Annotated in this window: 14 protein-coding genes; 8 read left to right on the top strand and 6 right to left on the bottom strand. The window is 67.9% G+C overall.

Annotation, left to right across the window (positions count from 1 at the left end):
- Positions 1–4: 4 nt before the first annotated feature.
- Positions 5–586: a TetR/AcrR family transcriptional regulator gene (locus tag AC3WTE_RS29760; RefSeq protein WP_492443047.1), complete on the top strand. Its 582-nt coding sequence runs from the start codon at positions 5–7 to the stop codon at positions 584–586.
- Positions 587–592: 6 nt separating this feature from the next.
- On the opposite strand, the gene AC3WTE_RS29755 is transcribed toward AC3WTE_RS29760, so the two are convergent.
- From AC3WTE_RS29755 to AC3WTE_RS29735, 5 genes are all read right to left on the bottom strand, one after another.
- A complete protein-coding gene (locus tag AC3WTE_RS29755; protein ID WP_492443046.1) occupies positions 593–2110 on the bottom strand; it encodes a zinc ribbon domain-containing protein in 1518 nt (505 codons plus the stop codon).
- Positions 2107–3636, bottom strand: a complete 1530-nt coding sequence (locus AC3WTE_RS29750; RefSeq protein WP_492443045.1) for a S53 family peptidase — start codon at positions 3634–3636, stop codon at positions 2107–2109. The genes AC3WTE_RS29755 and AC3WTE_RS29750 overlap by 4 nt, the downstream gene beginning before the upstream one ends.
- Before the next feature lie 85 nt (positions 3637–3721).
- Positions 3722–4006 (bottom strand): hypothetical protein, encoded by a 285-nt coding sequence (locus tag AC3WTE_RS29745; protein ID WP_267318719.1) that lies wholly within the window; start codon positions 4004–4006, stop codon positions 3722–3724.
- Between the two features lie 189 nt (positions 4007–4195).
- A complete protein-coding gene (locus tag AC3WTE_RS29740; protein WP_492443044.1) occupies positions 4196–4645 on the bottom strand; it encodes an SRPBCC family protein in 450 nt (149 codons plus the stop codon).
- Positions 4646–4660: 15 nt separating this feature from the next.
- Positions 4661–5674: a VWA domain-containing protein gene (locus AC3WTE_RS29735; protein ID WP_459366907.1), complete on the bottom strand. Its 1014-nt coding sequence runs from the start codon at positions 5672–5674 to the stop codon at positions 4661–4663.
- Between the two features lie 190 nt (positions 5675–5864).
- Between AC3WTE_RS29735 and AC3WTE_RS29730 the strand changes: the two genes are divergently transcribed.
- Genes AC3WTE_RS29730 through AC3WTE_RS29700 form a run of 7 tightly spaced genes read left to right on the top strand, consistent with a single transcriptional unit; the run spans position 5865 to position 12796 of the window.
- A complete protein-coding gene (locus AC3WTE_RS29730) occupies positions 5865–8699 on the top strand; it encodes a Na+/H+ antiporter subunit A (protein WP_492443043.1) in 2835 nt (944 codons plus the stop codon).
- Complete coding sequence (locus AC3WTE_RS29725; protein ID WP_492443042.1) at positions 8696–9166, top strand: Na(+)/H(+) antiporter subunit C; 471 nt, start codon at positions 8696–8698, stop codon at positions 9164–9166. Before AC3WTE_RS29730 ends, AC3WTE_RS29725 begins: the two co-directional genes overlap by 4 nt.
- Positions 9163–10755 carry a Na+/H+ antiporter subunit D gene (locus AC3WTE_RS29720; protein ID WP_492443041.1) on the top strand — a complete coding sequence of 531 codons (1593 nt, stop codon included), beginning with the start codon at positions 9163–9165 and terminating at the stop codon, positions 10753–10755. Before AC3WTE_RS29725 ends, AC3WTE_RS29720 begins: the two co-directional genes overlap by 4 nt.
- On the top strand, positions 10752–11282 hold the full coding sequence (locus AC3WTE_RS29715) for a Na+/H+ antiporter subunit E (RefSeq protein WP_492443040.1): 531 nt from the start codon (positions 10752–10754) through the stop codon (positions 11280–11282). Before AC3WTE_RS29720 ends, AC3WTE_RS29715 begins: the two co-directional genes overlap by 4 nt.
- Positions 11279–11566 carry a monovalent cation/H+ antiporter complex subunit F gene (locus AC3WTE_RS29710; RefSeq protein ID WP_492443039.1) on the top strand — a complete coding sequence of 96 codons (288 nt, stop codon included), beginning with the start codon at positions 11279–11281 and terminating at the stop codon, positions 11564–11566. Before AC3WTE_RS29715 ends, AC3WTE_RS29710 begins: the two co-directional genes overlap by 4 nt.
- Entirely contained in the window at positions 11563–11898 is a 336-nt protein-coding gene (gene mnhG / locus AC3WTE_RS29705) for a monovalent cation/H(+) antiporter subunit G (RefSeq protein ID WP_459366913.1), read from the top strand. The genes AC3WTE_RS29710 and mnhG overlap by 4 nt, the downstream gene beginning before the upstream one ends.
- Positions 11885–12796: a class I SAM-dependent methyltransferase gene (locus AC3WTE_RS29700; protein WP_492443038.1), complete on the top strand. Its 912-nt coding sequence runs from the start codon at positions 11885–11887 to the stop codon at positions 12794–12796. The genes mnhG and AC3WTE_RS29700 overlap by 14 nt, the downstream gene beginning before the upstream one ends.
- On the opposite strand, the gene AC3WTE_RS29695 is transcribed toward AC3WTE_RS29700, so the two are convergent.
- Complete coding sequence (locus AC3WTE_RS29695; RefSeq protein ID WP_492443037.1) at positions 12789–14084, bottom strand: hypothetical protein; 1296 nt, start codon at positions 14082–14084, stop codon at positions 12789–12791. The two genes, AC3WTE_RS29700 and AC3WTE_RS29695, sit on opposite strands and share 8 nt — an antisense overlap.
- Between the last annotated feature and the right edge of the window lie 80 nt (positions 14085–14164).

Here is a 14164-nt window from a genome sequence, read left to right as displayed (position 1 = left end):
GAGCATGGCAACTGAGGGGCGGTACGCCAAGGGCGAGGCCAAGCGCGCAGAGATCCTCGCTGCCGGACTGGCCGTGCTCGAACGCGACGGCGAAGCCGGCGCCTCGATGCGCGTGGTCGCCAAGGAAGCCGGCATCAGCCTGGCCGGCCTGATGCACTACTTCCCGACCCGCGACGCCCTCCTGACCGGGATTCAGCGCGACGGCGACGCCAAATTCGAAGAGTGGTACCGGAATTCGGATGTCGATGTCGACCCGGGCGAGCTGCTCGCACAGGCCATGGCGGCCAAGGTCGCCACACCCGGGTTGGCGACCCTCTACCTTTCGCTGGTCGCGGCCGCGGCAGTCGACCCATCGCATCCCGCTGCAGCGTATCTGAAGGAGCGCTACGCGCGCATGCGTAGCCTCATCGCCGACTACGTGGCACAGCGGCAAGCCACAGGCGGCATCGCTGCGCACGTCGATCCGGACTTCGCCGCATCGGCGCTGATTTCGGCGACCGACGGCATCCAGTTCCAGTGGATGTCCGATCCGTCCATCGACATGGCGAATCACGTCCGTGCCGTCTGGCAGAAATTGCTTGCGTAGCAGCGGTCAGCGCGGCGGGTCGCCCCGCCACCGAAAGCTGTTGACGTACTTGCCCATATCCGCGGCGAGTTCCAGGCTGGCCCCGGTCGGCGGACCGGAGTGGGCGCCGAATTCGTGGAACGGCCCGGCCGCCGCGGCGATGAGGGCCAGATCGTCCTTCACGGCCACCATCACCAGAATGCGGGTCCGGGAGGCGACGACGTTCTGGCCGTCCGGCCAGTCGTCGGCCGCCACGCCGTAGCCCGGGTGATAACCCACCAAGGTGTTGGGCACCTCGTAGGCCACCCGCGAGTCGGGGTAGGCGTCCATGAGCAGCGTCATCGTGACGTCCTTGGCGTCGCGCCCCCGTGCCGGCCCACCCCACAGCCGCATGACGCCACCGCCGCCCCCGGTGTATTGCGCCGTCACCCCGGTGTCATCGGTGGTCACCGAATAAGCCGTTCCTTCAGCAGGATACGAGACGGTGAACGCACCATCGGCAGCGGTGAAGGTGGGATTGATCGCCACCGGCTTGCCCATCAGCGGGTGACCGCAGTTGGGCGGGCACTCGTACCGGGCCACCGGCGTGGTGCTCGCAGCGGACAGGCCGACCAAGCCGAGGGCCAGCACGGTGACAACCGCGGCCCAGGTCGCGACCAGGCGCGGCACGGACAGCACGCGCACCGCCCGTGTTGCGTCATCCCCGGAATCTTCGTGCCGCAACGTCAACTGCAGAACGAACCGCAGCAGCAGCACTGCCAGCACGGCGAACCCGAGGTGCCAGGCCACCTTCGCCCACTGCGAGATGCCCGCCGAGTCCTCGTCACCGAGCCACATGTGCGCCAGCACGGGAACGACGGCGATCAGCACCACAAGCCACCAGACCCGGCGGCCACGAGGCCGGAACCACAGTGCGGCGCCGAGCATTCCGGCCGAGGCGGCTGCGGTGATGGGCATGGTGAGTCCGCGAATCCCGGCCTCGATCAGCAGATCGGCCAACGGCTGGTCACGGTCGACCAATCCGGATTCCAGCTGTGCGAACATCCGGACGGTGACCGTCGCGGCTGTCAGGCCGAGGGCGCCTGCCGCGCCGATCGCATAGCCGTACAACGCCTTGCGATCGCCCGGGCCGAACATTCGGACGAGCAGCGCAGGCGCTATCACCAACAGCGCCTCCACCGCCGAGAGGCCGGCCTCAACGGTCCGCAGATGCACTGCGGCGACACCACTTTCAAGTGGCACCCCATAGGCGTGCGACACCGCCATGCCGGACCCGAAGGCGAACGCGACGCCGAATCCGGCACCCAGTGCCGCGCTGACGTACAACCGGATGAGCTCCGGCCGGCGGTAGCCCAGCTGCCGGACGTAGAGCGCGAACAGCAGCGGAAACCCCACGGCCACAGTCGAGATGAACAGACCTGGGAGCCGCAGCGCCGCAGCCCCGGCCAACCAGGCCACCAGAAGGGCGAGCCCGACCTGGAACGGCCGGCGGCCGCTCTCCGGAAGCCGCGGGAACAGCGCACTCACCACCCCGATGCCGCTCATCCGGTTGTCCCCTGGGCTACCAGCAGACTGCGCGCCAGCTTGTCGACATCGGGTGTGCCCAGACCGGTCACCGAATCGAAGCCGGGGCCGGCCATCGCCACCGCGTTGCCGCCTACGGTGACATCGTGGAACGCCGGCAGCCGGCCGGCCCGCTGCACCCGGTACAGCAGCGGATTCAGATCGCCGAGCAGTCGCCCACCGTTGCCCAGCAGGTATTGGTCGATCACGGCGGCCATCCCCGCCCAGATCGGCGCGGACATCGAGGTGCCGCCGGCCAGAACCGTTTCGCCGTGGAAGACCATGCGTGCCCCGGTGAAGAAGTCCGCGACCGCGGAGACATCCGGGATAAGTCGCTTGTTGCGGCCGCGGTCCGACGGCACGCCCCGTTGCCATCCCGGACGGTCGAACAACGCGGACACTCCGCCGCCGCTGCCGTGGGTGAGGGGCACGTCGAACCAGGCCTGCTCACCGAGCCACTGGCCGCGTTCATCGGTGGACAGCGTGGTGCCCCCGACGGCCGTCATCTCCGGCACCGAAGCCACCGAATCCAGTCCGATGTCGTCGATGCTCGGCGGTGCCGACCAGTCCTGCCCCCCTTTGCATTCCAGGCCGGCCAGGTCACCACTGGCGTCGAAGGCGGTGGTGCCGCTGCGGTGCGCCCGGGCCAGCGCCGAACGCACCGGCGCCAGATCGGCAGCGGTCAGCATCTTGTCGCAGCCCCATCCGATCGACAGGCTCCACTCGGCGCCGGGGAACCGCCGGTCGACGTCTGCCATCATCTCGCCGATCTTGCGGTAGGCGCCGTCGCCCGACACGGTCGGCCGGGCGTTCACATAGACGGTTCGGGCATCGGGCGCAATGGCGTGGGCCATCTGGAGATCCATCGTGGTTTCGCCCGTGCGCTCCGATGGCATGTCTCCCACCACGATGGGCGTGAAGCGCGGCAACTGGTTCAGTTCGGCGAATTTGTCGAGATCGGATTGCTCGAAGCCGTCGAAGCCGAAGACGACGATGGTGCGTCCCTTGCCGGTGTAGCCCTGATCGGTCAGCGGAAACACGTTGTAGGACCGGCGTAGATCTTGAGCCGACAATCCGCCGGCGGGGACGTCGCGCGGCATGATCCACGGACGTGACTCCCGGAACGGCGTATAGCCGAGGAGCCTGCCGAAACCACTCAACTCGGCCACCAGCGACGGCGGTAATTCGGGTTGACTCGTAGCGGCGTAGAAAGTCTGCCCCCGGCGCCCGCGGTAGTCACGGACGTCGAGGCGTAGCGCTGCCGCCATCGCACGGGCCGCGCCTTCGACGGTCGCCCAGTTCTCGCCCGGGCGCCACTGCACGGAAAGCCCGGCGGCTCTTGCCCATTGAATCAACCCATCGGGCCGGACGGCATGGGACAGCGCCGCAGTCAGTTCGACGTGCGCCGCCGCCGACGGGCCCAGATCAACGGAAGCCGAGAGCAGATGCGCCAGTGGACCGGACAGGGCCAGATGGCCACCCCGCTCAGCAGCTGGGCCGGCGGACACCAGCGTCGTCAGCCCGACTGCTACCAGTACCGCGCCGATGCGCCGTACGGCGCATCGGCGACCTACTGGAATGGGGCTCCCGCTTCTAGTGCGGGGCGGTGATGACGTTGCCCGGCAACGCCGTCTGCGGACCCGGAGCCTTCACCGTCGGGGAGAACGAGTTGCCACCCTTGGTCGGGCCGCCCTTCTCGCTCGGGGTGACCGGCGACGACGAGGCGGGTGCCGACGTCGTGGTGGTGGTCGAGGTCGTGGTGGTCGGCTCTTCCTTGGCCTTCTCGCCACACGACGAGAGCAGGCCCATGGCGAGGCCGGCGGTCACGGCGAGGCCGGCCACCATCTTCTTACGGGTCGAGTGCCGAACGGTGGTCATACCGGTTCTCCTTAGTCCATTCCGTTCGCCCCGACGGCCGTAGCCACGAAGAAACGGGCATCGCGATCGTAATCTCGATTCGCTTCTCACAGCATACCGACATGCGATTTCCATTTCTGGGATATCTAGCCCGATAGCGGGACATCGCACTGTGCCAGCAAACGACGGGGCCTCACCCCCAAGCTGTGGTCACTGCGCTTCGGCGAGCGCGGCGAGCCGGGCCAGTGATGCCTGCAGCCAGTCGGCGGAGGTCTGCCTGGCCCGGTTCAGCCGCTTCTCGTCGGCCAACGCCGTCCAGTCGTAGGTGTGGGTGACACGGGTGCGCTCGTTGTCGATGGGCTCGAGCTCCCAGCGCCACAGGTGCCCCGGCTGCGGCAGTCCTGGCTCGGACGGCTTCCACGCGATAAGCCGGCCCTCGTCGAACTCGACGACGTGGTTCTCCCGGTTGACGCCCTGCCGAAGCCCCATGACGAACACGTCGCCCACCGCGTGGACGCGTTGCCCGGCAGCCGCCTCGGCCAGGTTGTTGTTGCCGTCCCAGCGCGGCTGCTGGGCGGGGTCGGCGATCAGTTCGAAGATCCGCGCTGCTGGGGCGGCGATGTCACGGCTGGCACTGACGACTCGAATTTCGTTGTCCACGAGTCGTATTCAACCCTATGTCGGCAGTCGCCGGTTGATGAACAGCGCCGAGATCACCGCACAGGTCAGCGCGAACACACCCAGCCGCAGCCACGCGGTGCCACCGGGTCCGCGAATGATCTCGTAACCGATCTGCTGCTGGATGGCGTCGTAGCTCTTGTTCAGGTCCTCGATCTTCGCCGCCGTGTACATCTGCCCGCCGGACAGTTCGGCGACCCGCTTCATCGTGGTGTCGTTGACCGGAACGTTGACGCTCTGATCGTCGATCTTGATCTTGCCGCCCTTGGTCCCGAACGCGATCGTGGAGATCGGGGTGTCCGACTCCTTCGCGGTCCGCGCCGCGGTGTACGCGCCGTGCGGGCTGTCCGGGTTGCCCGGCCGGTTCTCCGCGCCGTCGGACAGCAACACGATGCGTTTCGGGGGCTTGTCGGTGTTACCACTGCCACCCAGCACGTCGGCCAGTGTCGAAATGGCCCGCAGGGCCGCGAAGATGCCGTCGCCGGTCGCGGTGCCGTCGTCGACGGTCAGGTGGTCCAAGGCGGTGATGGTCGCCTGGTGGTCGGGTGTCGGCGACACCAGGAGGTTGGTGTTACCGGAGAACGTGACCAGGCCCAGGTTCACGCCGGGGGTCAGCTTCTTCGAGAACTCCTTGGCCGCGTCCTTCGCCGCCGCCAGCCGGCTCGGCGAGACGTCGTCCGCCTGCATGGAACGGGAGACATCCATCACGAGCATGATCACCGCGCGGTTGCGCGGGGTCTTGATCTCGTGGGTGGGCGCGGCCAGCGCGACGGTCAGGGACAGCAGCGCGGCCACCGAGAACACCATGGGTATGTGCCGCCAGCGCGACGGCTGCAGCGGTACGACATCGGTCCGAGGTTGGTCGCCGGCATAGCTGCGCAGCCGGCTGGCGCGGTTGCGCTGCGCAGCCAGATACACCGCCACCAGGGCGATGGGCAGCAGCGCGGTCAACAACAACCAGGGGTGGGCGAAGCCCGACAACGACACCGATCCGATTCCCGGCAGGTTCATCGGCGCCCCGTCGCGTTCGTCACCATAAGTGGAAAGTGTAGGAGTCGGTGCGGTGGGCGCCCGGTAGCGGGCCTGTGGCCTGCGAGAACCGCCAGACCACGGCAGTCACAGCGGCCCCGTAAGCTGGCCGAACCCTCCCCCGTCGCTACGCTCGCCCCAACGGACCGTCCCCGACACCTGCCGGAGGCCCATGCTCACCGTTCTGTACGTGCACGCGATCGCCACCGTGCTCGCTCCGTTGTTGGTACGACACTGGGGACGGCGGGCGTTCTATCCACTTGCGCTGGCACCCGCCGGCTCATTGATCTGGTTGGCCCTGAACTGGCCCGGCACGGGCGCGCAGACCCTGCACATCGACTGGGTGCCCCAGCTGTCCATGGACATCACGCTGCGACTGGATTCACTGGCGGCGATCATGTCGGTGCTGGTCCTGGGCGTCGGCACCCTGGTGCTGCTGTACTGCGCGAATTATTTCGACCACGCCGATGGCCATACCGAGAACCGGCTGCCCAGCTTCGCCGCCGAACTGGTCGCGTTCTCCGGCGCCATGTTCGGACTGGTCTGCAGTGACAACACGCTCCTGCTGTACCTGTTCTGGGAGCTGACGACCGTCCTGTCGTTCCTGCTGGTCGGCCACTACGCCGAGCGCGCCGCCAGCCGGCGCGCCGCGACCCAGGCGCTGCTGGTCACCACTTTCGGCGGGCTGGCCATGCTGACCGGCATCATCATGCTGGGCACGCTCGCCGGCACCTATCGGCTGTCCGACCTCGTCGCCGATGCGCCGACCGGCACCACCTCATCGGTGGCGGTGGTACTGGTGCTGATCGGCGCACTGTCCAAATCGGCCATCGTGCCCATGCACTTCTGGTTGCCGGGCGCCATGGCGGCGCCGACACCGGTCAGCGCCTACCTCCACGCCGCGGCCATGGTGAAAGCCGGGGTGTATCTGATCGCCCGCATGACACCCGGCTTCGCCGATCACCAGCCGTGGCGGCCGACGGTCGTGGCGCTGGGGCTGGCGACGCTGGTGCTGGCCGGTTGGCGCGCCGTCCGCGAGTACGACCTCAAGCTGATCCTGGCCTTCGGCACGGTGAGCCAGCTCGGGCTGATCACCGTGCTGGTCGGCGCCGGCGGCGGCGACCTGATGCTGGCCGGCCTGGCCATGCTGTGCGCGCATGCCATGTTCAAGGCCGCGCTGTTCATGGTGGTCGGGATCATCGACCACGCGACCGGCACCCGCGACATCCGGAAACTGGCCTGGCTCGGCCACCGCAGCCCCGTGCTGTTGAGCATCGCCGTCGCTGCTGCGGCCAGCATGGCCGGTCTGCCACCGTTCTTCGGCTTCGTCGCGAAGGAAGCGGACTTCGAAACCTTGTGGCACAGCCCGACGTTGGGCGCATCCGCCCCCTTTGTGCTGGCGACCGTGGCTTTCGGTTCGGTTTTCACGACGATCTACAGCCTGCGGTTCCTGTACGGAGCATTCGCGCGAAAGGGCAAGGAAGAGCCGACCGTTCGCGTCGCCGAGATGCACCGTCCCAGCCTCGGTTTCCTGCTCCCGCCGGGCGTCCTGGCCGCCGCGGGTCTCGGGTTCGGGCTGCTGCCGAACGCGCTGGACCATGCCATCGCGGACTACACCGTGACCATGCCGGGCAGCACCGGCTACCACCTGGCCCTGTGGCACGGCGTCAACCTGCCACTGGTGTTGTCGGCCGTGGTCCTCGCTTCCGGCGCGGCGGCATTCGGCCTGCGGCACCGGCTCGAACGTTTCCGGCTGCCCTATCTGCCGCTCGGCAACGCCGACCGAATGTACGACGCGGCGATCCGCGGCGCGGACCGGTTCGCCGTGCGGCTGACGGCATTCACCCAGCGCGGATCGATTCCGACGACGCAGTCCATGATCTTGTCCACCCTCGCCGTGCTGCCCATCGCGGTGCTGCTGCTGGGCGAGCGCGACCAGCCCGAACTGCGGTGGTGGAATTCGCCGCTCCAGGTGGTCGTGGGCCTGGTCGTGCTGGCGGCGGCCATCAGCGCGACGGTGATGCGCAACCGGCTGGCCGCGGTGCTGGTCGTCGGTGTCACCGGCTACGGCTGCGGCACGCTCTACGTTTTCTACGGGGCGCCGGACCTGGCCCTCACCCAATTCCTGGTCGAGACGCTGACTTTGGTGGTCTTCCTGCTGGTGCTGCGCACCCTGCCCGCCGAATCCGACGCGACCTACATGAAGCGGCACCGGCTCCCTCGCGCCCTGCTGGCCATCGCCGTCGGCTCGTCGGTCACCGCTCTGGCCGTCTATGCGATGGCGGCCCGGCGCACCCGGCCGCTGGCCGAACTACTGCCCGACGCGGCCTACTACCGCGGGCACGGCGCCAATACCGTCAACGTGTTGCTGGTGGACATCCGGGCCTGGGACACCCTCGGCGAAATCTCGGTGCTATTGGTCGCCGCGACCGGCGTGGCGTCAATGGTGTTCCGGCACAGGCGTTTCGGCTCGGCGCCCCGGGTGCCCAAGGACCACCGGCCGACGCCCGACATCACCTGGCTACGGGGCAGCGACCTGCGCGATCCACGGCACCGCTCGCTGGTGCTCGAGGTCGCGACGCGCATGATCTTCCCGCTCATCATGGTGCTGTCGGTGTACTTCTTCTTCGCCGGGCACAACACTCCGGGCGGCGGTTTCGCCGGCGGCCTGACCGCCGGCCTGGCGTTGGTGCTGCGGTATCTGGCCGGCGGCCGCTACGAACTGGGCGAGACGCTGCCGCTGGACGCCGGGAAGATTCTGGGCGCCGGGCTCACCCTGTCCGCCGGGACGGCTATGGCCTCGCTGCTGCTGGGCGCTCCGGTGCTGTCCAGCGCAGTCGTGAAATTCACGCTGCCCCTGCTGGGTTCGGTGAAGGTGGTGACGGCGCTGTTCTTCGACCTCGGCGTGTACCTCATCGTCGTGGGCCTGGTGCTGGACATCCTGCGCAGCCTGGGCGCCAAGGTCGACGAAGAGTTGTACGCACCCCGTGAGGCGGCCACCCGATGACGACCTATCTCGTACCCCTCGTGCTCATCGGCGGCCTCACGGGCACCGGCGTGTACCTGCTGCTGGAGCGCAACCTGACCCGAATGCTGCTGGGCCTGTTGCTGATCGGCAACGCGGTGAACCTGCTGATCCTGGTCATGGGCGGCGACTCCGGCAATCCGCCGGTACGTGGCCGCACCAGTCACGGCCAGACCGGGACCGCCGATCCGCTGGCCCAGGGCATGGTCCTGACCTCCATCGTCATCACCATGGGCGTCGCCGCGTTCGTGCTGGCGCTGAACTATCGGGCCTACCGCCTGACCACGGTCGAAGAGGTGGCCAACGATCCCGAGGACAGCCGCGTGGCGCAATTGTCGACCACCGACGCCCCCGCGGTCGAGGAGGACCGCGCCGCACCGTCCGTCGTCGCCGATGCCGACGCACCCGCCGAACTCGACGCGCTGCCAACCGAAACGGACCAGACGTGACGACCGGCGCGGTGCTGGCACCGCTGCCCGTCCTCATCCCGATTCTCGGCGCCGCCGCGACGTTGTTCGCGGGGCGTCGGCCGCGGCTGCAGCAGCTCGTGGCACTCGTGGCGCTCGCCGCGACGACGGCGGTCTGCGCGGCGCTGGTCTACGTCGTGGACCACAGCGGCACCGTCGCGGTCCACGTCGGCGGCTGGGGCCAGACCGAGCCCGGTATGGGACCCCTCGGAATCGTCCTTGTCGTGGACCGGCTTTCGGCCCTCATGCTGGTGGTGTCCGCGATCGTGCTGCTGGCGGTGGTCTGGTACGCCATCGGGCAGGGTATCCGCGACGGCGGTGACGAGCAGCCGGTGTCGATCTTCCTGCCGACCTATCTGGTGCTGTCGGCGGGCGTCTGTATCGCGTTCCTCGCCGGCGATCTGTTCAACCTGTTCGTCGGCTTCGAAGTGCTATTGGCCGCCAGCTTCGTGCTGCTGACTGTCGGCGCCAGCGAGGAAAGGGTGCGGGCCGGCATCGGCTACGTCATGGTCTCCATGGTGTCGTCGGTGATCTTCCTGATCGGCATCGCGCTGATCTACGCGGCCACCGGCACCCTGAACCTGGCCGAGCTGGCGAACCGGCTCGACGGCATCACGCCCGGCACACGTGCGGCGCTGTTCGCGGTGCTGCTGGTGGCATTCGGCATCAAGGCGGCGGTGTTCCCGCTCTCGGCATGGCTGCCCGACTCCTACCCCACGGCCCCCGCACCGGTCACCGCGGTGTTCGCCGGCCTGCTCACCAAAGTCGGCGTGTACGCGATCATCCGGGCCCACACCCTGCTGTTTCCCGGCGGCTCGCTGGACGGCGTACTCATGGTCGCGGCGTTGTTGACCATGTTGATCGGCATCTTCGGCGCCATGGCCCAGAGTGACATCAAGCGGCTGTTGTCGTTCACACTGGTCAGCCATATCGGTTACCTGGTGTTCGGCATCGCGGTGTCCAACCGCATCGGCATGGCCGGCGCCATCTACTACGTCGCCCACCACATCGTCGTGCAGACCACGCTGTTCCTGGTGGTCGGGCTGATCGAGCGGCAGGCCGGCGCATCGACGCTGCAACGCCTCGGCGGGCTCGCCGCGGCCAGCCCGCTGCTGGCGTTCGTATTCATCATCCCGGCACTGAATCTCGGTGGCATTCCGCCGTTCTCGGGCTTCATCGGCAAGGTGGCGTTGCTACAGGCGGGCGCGACGAGCGCATCGGTCCTGGCTTGGGCGCTGGTCGCCGGCTCGGTGATCACCAGCCTGCTGACGCTGTATGTGATGGCGCGGGTGTGGACGCTCGCGTTCTGGCGGGCCCGCGCCGACGCCCCCGAGGGCATGCTCTCCGCGGCGGCCCCAGCCGGCCTCTTGGCACCGGTCGCAGACGTGGCCGTCGACGACCGGCCGGACGTCGGCCGGATGCCCGTCAGCATGCTGGCCCCGACCGCGGTTCTCATCGGGGTTGGCCTCGCCCTCACGGTGTTCGCCGGACCCATCTTCGGGTTCGCGGAGCGGGCCGCCGACCAGGTGACAGACCGCGGCCAGTACATCTCGGCGGTGTTGACGCCATGAGGCAGTGGTTACCGCGTATCGGCATCCTGGTCTGGCTGACGGCCGTGTGGGTCCTGTTGTGGGGCAACATCTCCGCCCCCAACATCGTCGGCGGTCTCGCCGTGGCTCTGCTGATCACTGTGCTGTTGCCGCTGCCGCAGGTGCCCGTCGCGGGCCGGCTGCACCCGCTCTCGCTCGCGCATCTGACGCTCAAGGTCACCTATTACCTGGTGCTGTCCTCGGTGCAGCTGGCCTGGCTGGCGATCAGACCGGGACCCCCACCGCTGACCGCGGTGTTGCGGGCCCGGCTCGCCCTCAAGTCGGATCTGGTGCTGGCCGTGGCGGTCAACGTCATCAACCTCATCCCCGGTTCGATCGTGCTCGAGATCGACCAGGCGCGCCGGATGATCTACGTCCACGTCCTGGACGTCGGATCCGAGCGCGCGGTACAGCAGTTCCACCGGCAGATCGCCGAAGTGGAGCGCTTGATGATCGCCTCGTTCGAACGTGAATCCCATTGGCAGCCTTTGGAAGCGGACCCCGCATGAACACCCTCTGGACCATCGCTGCCGTGATGCTCGTCGCGGCCGCGGCCATCACGGTGTTCCGGCTGCTGGCCGGTCCCGGCACCCTGGACCGCCTGGTCGCACTGGACACCTTCGTCGCCGTCACCATGTGCGGCATCGGTACCTGGGCGGCCTACAGCCTCGACACCACGGCGACCTACAGCTTGACGGCGCTGGCGCTGATCACCTTCGTCGGCTCCGTCAGTGTGGCCCGGTTCCGCGTCCGCGACACCGATACCGAAACCGGAACAGAGCCGCCACGATGAATTTCTTCGACGCTGTCTCAGGCGCTTTGGTGCTCGGTGGTTCGGCGCTCGCACTGACTGCAGCCATCGGTGTGGTGCGTTTCCCCGACACGTTGTCGCGGCTGCAAGCCGCCAGCAAGCCGCAGGTGCTGGGGCTGCTGTTGGTGCTTACCGGCGCCGGGCTGCGGCTGCGCGGCCACGCCGACGTCGGCATGCTGATCCTGGCCGGAATGTTCACTCTGATCACGGCTCCGGTTGTGGCGAATCGGGTGGGCCAGCTGGCCTATCGTGAGCAGAGTTTCCGCGACGACCTCTTGATCCGCGACGAATTGGACGACCATGGCGCGAACTGACGACGACTCCTGGGACATCACGGAGAGTGTGGGCGCCACCGCCCTTGGCGTGGCCATGGCCCGGGCCGCCGAATCCGCTTCGGAGCACCCCCTATTCGACGACCCCTACGCGCAGCTGTTCATCGACGCCGCCACCGCGTCCGGCTGGTCGTCACCGTTTTCCGGCGGTGATGCCGGTTCGGCGCAGGCCGAGCGGATTCGCATGGTGTGGGCGTATGCCGCAGCCCGCACCAAGTGGTTCGACGAGTTCTTCGCATCGGCCGGCGCCGCGGGCATTCGTCAGGTGGTGATCCTGGCCGCGGGGCTGGATGCGCGCGCCTGGCGCCTGGCCTGGCCCGCCGGCACCGTGGTTTTCGAGATCGATCAGCCGAAGGTGTTGGCGTTCAAGGAGGAGACGCTGGCCGCCCACGGCGCCCAGCCGGTCGCCCGGCACGTCGCCGTCCCGATCGACCTCCGCCGGAACTGGCCGGAAGTCTTGCGACAGGCGGGCTTTGACGCCACCCAGCCGACCGCGTGGCTGGCCGAAGGTCTGCTGCCGTATCTACCGGCGGAAGCACAGGACCTGTTGTTCGAGCGACTGCACGAGCTCAGCGCGCCGGGCAGTCGGGTCGCGGTGGAAGGTTTCGGCGCGGACTATTTCAGCGACGAGAACCAGCGCATCCGCAAAGCCCGGATGGATGCGATCCGCGAGGAAGCCGCCAAGGCCGGTCAGCCGATGACCGATGTCTCCGAGCTGTTCTACATAGAACCACGAGAGGATGTCGCCGAGTGCCTGACCCGCCACGGTTGGCACGCCAGGATTGAGACGCCCGCCCAAATCACTGCGCGTTACCGGCCCGAGTTCTCGGGCGAACCGCCGGACATCGGCAGCGTGTTCGTCGACGCCGAGCTCAGCTGAACTTGATCTTCACCTGTTGGCCGCTGACGTCGGCGGTGGTCCCGGTGACGTAGGAGGTCAACGTACCCCGCTTGGTCCCACCGCTGCGCCCCTGTCCGCTCACGTCGTAGTGCACCTCGCCGGAAATGCGTACTTCCATGCGGTATTCGTCCAGATCGCCGATCTTGACGGCGCTCATGTCGGGCTGACCCCACGTGACGGTGCCGTCGACCAGTTCTCCGTCGCTGATCTTCACCGGGCAGGGTGACGGCGGCACCAGAGAGCGCGACGCCGAGCAGCTGCCGTACGCCGCGCTGAGCAGCTTGGCGATGGTCTTGGTGCCGTCGTCATTGAGCGCGAACTTCGGCTGCAGGTAAGAGCTGGCCGAATATCCTTCGATGGCGTCGAGCAGCAACGGCTTGCTGTTGGTGACCGACACGTAAGGACTGGTGCTGCCGAGTTCCAGGAAGCCCGGGAAGACGTAGATCGCTGACTCCTCGCTGATCTCCTTGCCGAACACCGTCATTGTCTTACGCGCGGCGTTGTCGGAGCTGCTGAGCGACGACAGATCGAGCTTGATGGCGGCGTGGGCCAGCTGCCACTTGTCGCCGTCCTTCTTCACATTGATCGTGGCATCGGAGTTCTTGTCGCCGAACTTGGCCGCCACATGCACGTCGGCGCGCCCGATCGACGCCATGGTCTTGTCTTCGTTCAGGATGCGGATGTCGCTGATCGGCCATTCGGCGATCTGCTTCTTCAGCACGTCGCTGGAGAGGAACTCCTTCGAGGCCGGCTGGTCACCGCTGAACGACAGTGCCGTGTCGGCGTCGCCATTCGACAGCGCTTCCAGGTAACCCTTGACGACCTCGCTGGCCGAACTCGAGCCGCTGCTGTCGCCCGAGCCGAACGAGTCGTACACGTAGTAGATGCCGCCGCCCAGGACGACGAGCACCACCACGACGGCCGCGATGATCAGCGGCACCTTGCTCTTTTTCGGCGGCGTGACGAACGGCTGCGCGCCGTAGCCGCCCGGTGCCCCCGGCCAACCCATCGGGGCCGTGCCCGGAGCGCTCGGCGGCTGGCCCCAGCCCCCGGTCTGCGGGGTGGCCGGTTGGCCCCATGCAGGTGTCTGGGTCTGGCCCGCCGGCGGCTGACTCAAAGGCGGCGGCGTCTGCGGCGACTGCTGCGGCCAGCCCGGCGCAGCCGGAGGCCTGGTCTGGTGAATCGCCGTCTCTTCTTCGTCGGACGACCTACCGGCGCCCCCGCCTGGATTGGGACCGTTATAACCGCTCCCCTGCCAACCCGTCATCAGCCCTCCCCCTAACACAAGAAACTGTGTCCAGGATAAGCGGTGCCGCGCTCCCCTCGCTGCGCGGAATGGCCGAACCG

This window comes from Mycobacterium sp. FW102-FHT13B02 (assembly GCF_058790275.1).
The sequence above is the reverse complement of the archived record's forward strand: the minus strand, read 5'-3'. Positions and strand labels throughout refer to the sequence as shown.

Bases quoted from the DNA above. Each gene is read 5' to 3' on its own strand.
- AC3WTE_RS29760 (WP_492443047.1), top strand. From the start codon at position 5: ATGGCAACTGAGGGGCGGTACGCCAAGGGCGAGGCCAAGCGCGCAGAG.
- AC3WTE_RS29755 (WP_492443046.1), bottom strand. From the start codon at position 2,110: ATGAGCGGCATCGGGGTGGTGAGTGCGCTGTTCCCGCGGCTTCCGGAG.
- AC3WTE_RS29745 (WP_267318719.1), bottom strand. From the start codon at position 4,006: ATGACCACCGTTCGGCACTCGACCCGTAAGAAGATGGTGGCCGGCCTC.
- AC3WTE_RS29735 (WP_459366907.1), bottom strand. From the start codon at position 5,674: ATGAACCTGCCGGGAATCGGATCGGTGTCGTTGTCGGGCTTCGCCCAC.
- AC3WTE_RS29730 (WP_492443043.1), top strand. From the start codon at position 5,865: ATGCTCACCGTTCTGTACGTGCACGCGATCGCCACCGTGCTCGCTCCG.
- AC3WTE_RS29725 (WP_492443042.1), top strand. From the start codon at position 8,696: ATGACGACCTATCTCGTACCCCTCGTGCTCATCGGCGGCCTCACGGGC.
- AC3WTE_RS29715 (WP_492443040.1), top strand. From the start codon at position 10,752: ATGAGGCAGTGGTTACCGCGTATCGGCATCCTGGTCTGGCTGACGGCC.
- AC3WTE_RS29710 (WP_492443039.1), top strand. From the start codon at position 11,279: ATGAACACCCTCTGGACCATCGCTGCCGTGATGCTCGTCGCGGCCGCG.
- mnhG (WP_459366913.1), top strand. From the start codon at position 11,563: ATGAATTTCTTCGACGCTGTCTCAGGCGCTTTGGTGCTCGGTGGTTCG.
- AC3WTE_RS29700 (WP_492443038.1), top strand. From the start codon at position 11,885: ATGGCGCGAACTGACGACGACTCCTGGGACATCACGGAGAGTGTGGGC.
- AC3WTE_RS29695 (WP_492443037.1), bottom strand. From the start codon at position 14,084: ATGACGGGTTGGCAGGGGAGCGGTTATAACGGTCCCAATCCAGGCGGG.